The organism is Brotocaccenecus cirricatena, assembly GCF_020687045.1.
GTDB lineage: Bacteria > Bacillota > Clostridia > Oscillospirales > Oscillospiraceae > Vescimonas > Vescimonas cirricatena.
Genome location: NZ_JAJEPW010000112.1, coordinates 1 through 5,221 on the forward strand (window position 1 = coordinate 1; position 5,221 = coordinate 5,221).

Annotated in this window: 7 protein-coding genes and 2 pseudogenes; all 9 read left to right on the forward strand. The window is 47.7% G+C overall.

The features are described 5' to 3' along the window. Positions 1-66: 66 nt before the first annotated feature. Positions 67-954 (forward strand): annotated as a pseudogene (locus LKD37_RS16900) (VirD4-like conjugal transfer protein, CD1115 family); the annotation flags it as partial. Between the two features lie 93 nt (positions 955-1,047). Next, positions 1,048-1,176 (forward strand): annotated as a pseudogene (locus LKD37_RS16905) (Maff2 family mobile element protein); the annotation flags it as partial. Between the two features lie 216 nt (positions 1,177-1,392). Continuing rightward, entirely contained in the window at positions 1,393-1,770 is a 378-nt protein-coding gene (locus LKD37_RS16910) for a GntR family transcriptional regulator (RefSeq protein WP_035394499.1), read from the forward strand. Between the two features lie 2 nt (positions 1,771-1,772). Next, positions 1,773-2,633, forward strand: a complete 861-nt coding sequence (locus LKD37_RS16915) for an ABC transporter ATP-binding protein (RefSeq protein WP_005933713.1) — start codon at positions 1,773-1,775, stop codon at positions 2,631-2,633. Continuing rightward, a complete protein-coding gene (locus LKD37_RS16920) occupies positions 2,630-3,277 on the forward strand; it encodes an ABC-2 transporter permease (RefSeq protein WP_118014177.1) in 648 nt (215 codons plus the stop codon). Before LKD37_RS16915 ends, LKD37_RS16920 begins: the two co-directional genes overlap by 4 nt. 21 nt (positions 3,278-3,298) lie before the next feature. Beyond that, positions 3,299-3,466 (forward strand): DUF6440 family protein, encoded by a 168-nt coding sequence (locus LKD37_RS16925; RefSeq protein ID WP_005933716.1) that lies wholly within the window; start codon positions 3,299-3,301, stop codon positions 3,464-3,466. Positions 3,467-3,617: 151 nt separating this feature from the next. Beyond that, positions 3,618-4,061 carry a sigma-70 family RNA polymerase sigma factor gene (locus LKD37_RS16930; protein WP_006555732.1) on the forward strand — a complete coding sequence of 148 codons (444 nt, stop codon included), beginning with the start codon at positions 3,618-3,620 and terminating at the stop codon, positions 4,059-4,061. After that, positions 4,054-4,254 (forward strand): helix-turn-helix domain-containing protein, encoded by a 201-nt coding sequence (locus LKD37_RS16935; protein WP_006858003.1) that lies wholly within the window; start codon positions 4,054-4,056, stop codon positions 4,252-4,254. Before LKD37_RS16930 ends, LKD37_RS16935 begins: the two co-directional genes overlap by 8 nt. A 581-nt stretch (positions 4,255-4,835) precedes the next feature. Beyond that, positions 4,836-5,221 (forward strand): plasmid mobilization protein (locus LKD37_RS16940; protein WP_302930248.1); only part of this gene is annotated, 386 nt, incomplete at its 3' end.

Consider the following 5,221-nt stretch of genomic DNA (forward strand, 5'->3'; position numbering starts at 1 on the left):
CCGTGAGGAAGTCCGCAAAATGTAACTTCTTTTTGAATTTGATGAAAAAGTCCTTGACTTTTCGTCTCTGGCAAGACGGCCAAAAGCATTTTGATCTCCTGCGGCGCTCGGCTTGCTCCCTTTGATATTCCCCAGCTTCGGGAGATCATGTCCTATGACGAATTAGAGCTTGACCGCATGGGAGATCGCCGGACGGCTACTTTCTTCTGCATCAGCGATACCGACAGCACCTACAATTTCCTTGTGGCGCTGGCCTTTTCGCAGATGTTCAACCTCCTGTGTGAACGGGCGGACAATGTTCATGGCGGACGGCTGCCCCATCATGTGCGGGTGCTGTGGGACGAGGCGGCCAACACCGGGCAGGTGCCAAACTTGGAAAAGCTGGTGGCGGTCATCCGCTCCCGTGAGATCAGCCTGTGCCTGCTGTATCAGCAGCTTGCCCAGTGCAAGGCCATCTACGACAAGAACGCGGAAACCATCCTCGGCAACATGGACAGCGTGCTGTTCCTCGGTGGCCGTGAGGCCAGCACCATCAAGGAAATTTCCGAGAACTGGCTGGGCAAGGCCACCATCTCCATGCAGACCGAGGGGCGCTCTCGTGGACAGTCCGAAAGTTACAGCCAGAACACCCAGCGGCTCGGGCGGGAGCTGATGACCCCAAGTGAGCTTGCCACCATGCCCGGAGATCGGTGCATTTTGCAGCTCCGGGGATTGCCGCCGTTCTATTCCAAAAAGTACGATTTGAAACAGCACCCCAATTACCGCTTTACGGCGGAAGCCGATAAAGTGAAAAACGCCTTTGACCTCGACAGGCTCATTGACCGCCGCAGGCGACCGGGCATGAACGAGGAATGTGAGGTGTACGAAGTGTCCGTGCCGGACGAGGCGCTCACAGACGAGGACGAGGACATCCTCAACTATGACGACCTCGACGACCCGGACGCTTTTGTATAGAGCTTTGGGACATTTTGTCCCGAAGTAACAAGCTGCCGCCCGCAAGGGCGGCTTTTTTCATGGCCGGGTATATCCCGGAGAATAGGAGGCTATATGCAGTTTTTCGCTTCTGCCATCACCACTTTGCAGACCCTTGTGATCGCCCTCGGCGCTGGCCTCGGCGTGTGGGGCGTGGTCAATCTGCTGGAGGGCTATGGCTCGGACAACCCCGGCGCTAATGCTCATGTGCCATAAAGTAACACACAAGAAGTTGATAGACAACAGCCCGTTATTCCGTAAAAATTTCAAAGTAGAATTTCATGGAAGCCATACAAATTGTGTGGCTTCTTTTGCTTAATAAGCAAAGATAAATTTTCTAATACCCTATTGACAAAAGCGTTTGCCTTGAATATAATGTACTTGTACGATAAGTACATTATAGAACAAAGGAGGGGCGTTGTGGAAATTATCATAAGCAGTAATACGAGCAAGCCAATTTATGAGCAGATAACTTCACAGATAAAAGCCATGATTATGAGTGGCGAGTTAAAAACCGGCGATCCTATTCCCTCTATGCGGGCGCTGGCAAAGTCCATTCATGTGAGTGTTATTACCGTTCAAAAAGCGTATGAAGATTTGCAAAGGGACGGTTTTATTGAAACAACGGTAGGCCGAGGAAGTTTTGTGTCGGCACAGAACAAAGACTTTTATCAGGAAGAACAGCAGAGATTGGCCGAAGAACATTTGCAAGAGGCCGCCGATATTGGGCGGATAAGTGGAATATCGTTGGAAAAACTGATTGAATTACTGACGATATTTTATCAAGAGGAGGATTAACTATGAACGCTATTTTGCAGGTTGAGAACTTGACAAAGCAATACGCCGATTTCAAGTTAGACCATGTTTCGTTTTCGGTTCCGAAAGGAACAATCATGGGGCTTATTGGCGAAAATGGAGCCGGAAAAAGCACAACTATCAATGCTATTCTTGATTTAATTCATAAAGATGATGGAACAGTTACTTTTTGGGGGCAGGAATTATCGTCCACAAAACAAATCAAAGAGGATGTTGGCGTAGTGTTTGACGGAATTAACTTCTATGAAACGCTCACTCCGGCCAAAGTCGGGAAAATTGCTGGTGCTGCCTACAAACAGTGGGACGGCCATCTGTTTCAAGACTATCTAAAGCGGTTTCAACTTCCAGCGGATAAGGAAATTAAATCTCTGTCCAAGGGAATGAAGATGAAGTTGTGTATTGCCGTCGCCCTTTCCCATAACCCCAAGCTACTGATTTTGGACGAAGCGACAAGCGGCCTCGACCCTGTAATGCGTGATGATATTCTTGATGTATTTCTTGAATTTGTTCAGGACGAAAATCATTCCATTTTGATGTCCTCGCATATCACAACAGATTTAGAAAAAGTCGCAGATTACATTACATTTATCCATCAGGGCAAGGTTCTTTTTTGTAAAACGAAAGATGAACTTCGTTATAACTATGGTATTATCCGCTGTGGCGCAGCACTGTTCGACCAGCTCGATAAAGCGGAAATTCTGGCTTACCGCAAAGATGATTATCAATGGAATGTGCTGGTAGCTGACAAGGAAAAAGCCCGGAGGAAATATAAAAATGCCGTAGTGGACGACGCAACAATCGACGATATTCTGCTGCTGTATGTGAAAGGAGAGCAAGCAAAATGAAAAGTCTTGTTTTGAAAGATTTATTTAATATCGGCCACAATGCGAAATCTATGCTATTCATCCTTGTGGTTTTTGCCGTTGCGCTTATTCCGTTTTCCGGCGTAGAAGGCTATATTTTTGTATGTGCGATTTTGTGCAGCATGATGATTGTAACAACCTTTTCTTTTGATGACAGTTCTAAATGGACACGGTATGCTATGATAATGCCAGTTTCCAAGAAAGAATTGGTTGCTGGAAAATTTATGGTGCTGGCTATCTTCTGCGCCATTGGCAGCCTCTTTGGGCTGATTATTGGTTTTATCGGTGGCCTAATCACAGATAAAATCGTACTCGACATAGTAGGGATTGGAGAGCTTCTGTTTTTGACACTCGTTGCATGGGTAATCTCCCTTATTTTTGGAAGTATGTCAATTCCTCTTGTGTTCAAGTTTGGCGCAGAAAAAGGCCGTGTTCTGCTATTAGTATCATTCCTCATTCCGGCAGGGATTTGCTTTGGAATATATCAGCTTCTTACTATGCTGGGAGTTGCATTGACAGACCAGATTGTATTTATTCTTCTCTGCTGCTCACCGCTTCTGGCGTTGGCATGGTGCTATGTGATGTATCAAATCAGTTATCGCATTTTTGTAAAGCAAGAGCTTTGATTTCTATTGGGAGGTATCTATATGGGAAGCAGAAGATTTGAAATTACTGAAACCGCAGGAAGTGTGAAAGGCTTTTATGTGGTAGTGGACAGAGAAACCGGGGTCAATTACCTTGTGGCAAAGTTTGGAACTGGCGGGGGTATTTGTCCCTTGATTGACAAAGACGGAAAACCGATTATCAGCGAGTAGCAAAGCCAGCCGAGCCAGTCAACGGTCAAGATAAACAGCGCATACTGCGCTGCCGTTGACAGCCCCGCCCGCCTTTGCAGATAGGCAATCAAGGGGCGACAGCAAGGAGTGCTGCCGCCCTTTCCCATAATCGAAGAAAGGGGGATTTTCCATGACTGAATACGAAGCCTATCAAGAACATATCCGCTATACCCATGATACCTATTGCCGGATTGTTATTCGCCATGCGTCCTTTGACGCTGCCCGTATGCTGGCGGCGAGATGGAAACGGGAAATCTCCCTTGAATATCTGACCGAAGAAAAGTTTGTCCAACTAAGCACCACAGACGAGTATTTTCAAGTGCCGGACTATGGCGAAACTTATCCGTTCTCTGTCCGGGGGCAGACGATACTTTTAGATAGCTGTTCTCTTGCGGCTGCTCTTGCCCGATTGCCGGAACAGACGCAGGAAGAAATCTTTTTGTACTACTTTCAGCACTTGACGCAGAAAGAAATCGGAGAACAAAGCGGCTGGACACGCAGCACAATCGGGCGGCATATACGGCTTGCCTTGAAGCGGCTGAAAGAGGAAATGGAGGTGCTGTCCCATGAGTAACCGACTTCTCCCCTATGACACTATCATAAAGGCACATGAGGGCGACCCCATAGCGATACAAGCCGTCCTTGACCGATACGCTGGATATATCCGCTACTTCTCTAAGATGAACGGCTATTACAACTCTGATATGGAGGACTACATCAGAACAAAGCTGATTGAAAGCCTGTTCAAGTTCCGGCTTGACCGATAACATAGAAACTGAATATCCCGCCGCCCCGCAGCGGCACATGAAGCAGTAAATCCGAAAAAGATTTGCTGCTTTTTTTGCGCTCATTTTTGGCAAATTTCCAAAAGTTCCGTATTAGATAGTGAAACCAAAAAATGCCGTTTTTTTTAGACAGCGGGCAAAACGCAGCTTCCGAAACGCCTTATTGTCGGGAAAGACCGAGCCGCCGGAAAAGTTCTTGCCGGAAAGTCCGTCATTTTTGCTTTTTGCGGTGTTGTAGGGAGTAAGGGAAGAACGCCAGCCCGCAGCCTTTTATAAAAAAGCTGGTTGCGATTTCCTGAAAAAGTGGCAGTAGGAAGTGAGTGGCAGTCTGGCAGTTTCTTAGAGCAAGATTCTACCGCAGTACCAAAATTCGCTTATCGCTCATTTTGCCCCTGCGGGAATCTTGTTGGAGAGTGCCTTCCCCAAACCCTGCCATGTGGCTTACGCCGCTTAAAAATCCCTCAAAATATTTTTTCGGATTTTTCAAAAACAGTTCCGCTTCACACCCTGTTTTTCTCCTATTAGTGAGAGGACACCACGCACAGAAAGGAGGTCAACCACCTATGAAACGATACAACACGCCGCACCGCAGCCGGGTAGTCAAGACACGCATGACCGAGGAAGAATACGCCGAGTTTGCGGAAAGGCTTTCTGCCTACAACATGAGCCAAGCCGAGTTTATCCGGCAAGCCATAACCGGGGCAGCCATACGCCCCATCATAACCGTTTCCCCCGCCAATGACGAGCTGCTTGCCGCTGTCGGGAAGCTGACCGCCGAATACGGCAGGATCGGCGGCAACTTAAACCAGATAGCCCGGACGCTAAATGAGTGGCGCAGCCCCTACCCGCAGCTTGCAGGGGAGGTACAGGCAGCGGTTTCCGACCTTGCTGCCCTAAAGTTTGAAGTCTTGCAGAAAGTGGGTGACGCTGTTGGCAACATTCAAACATA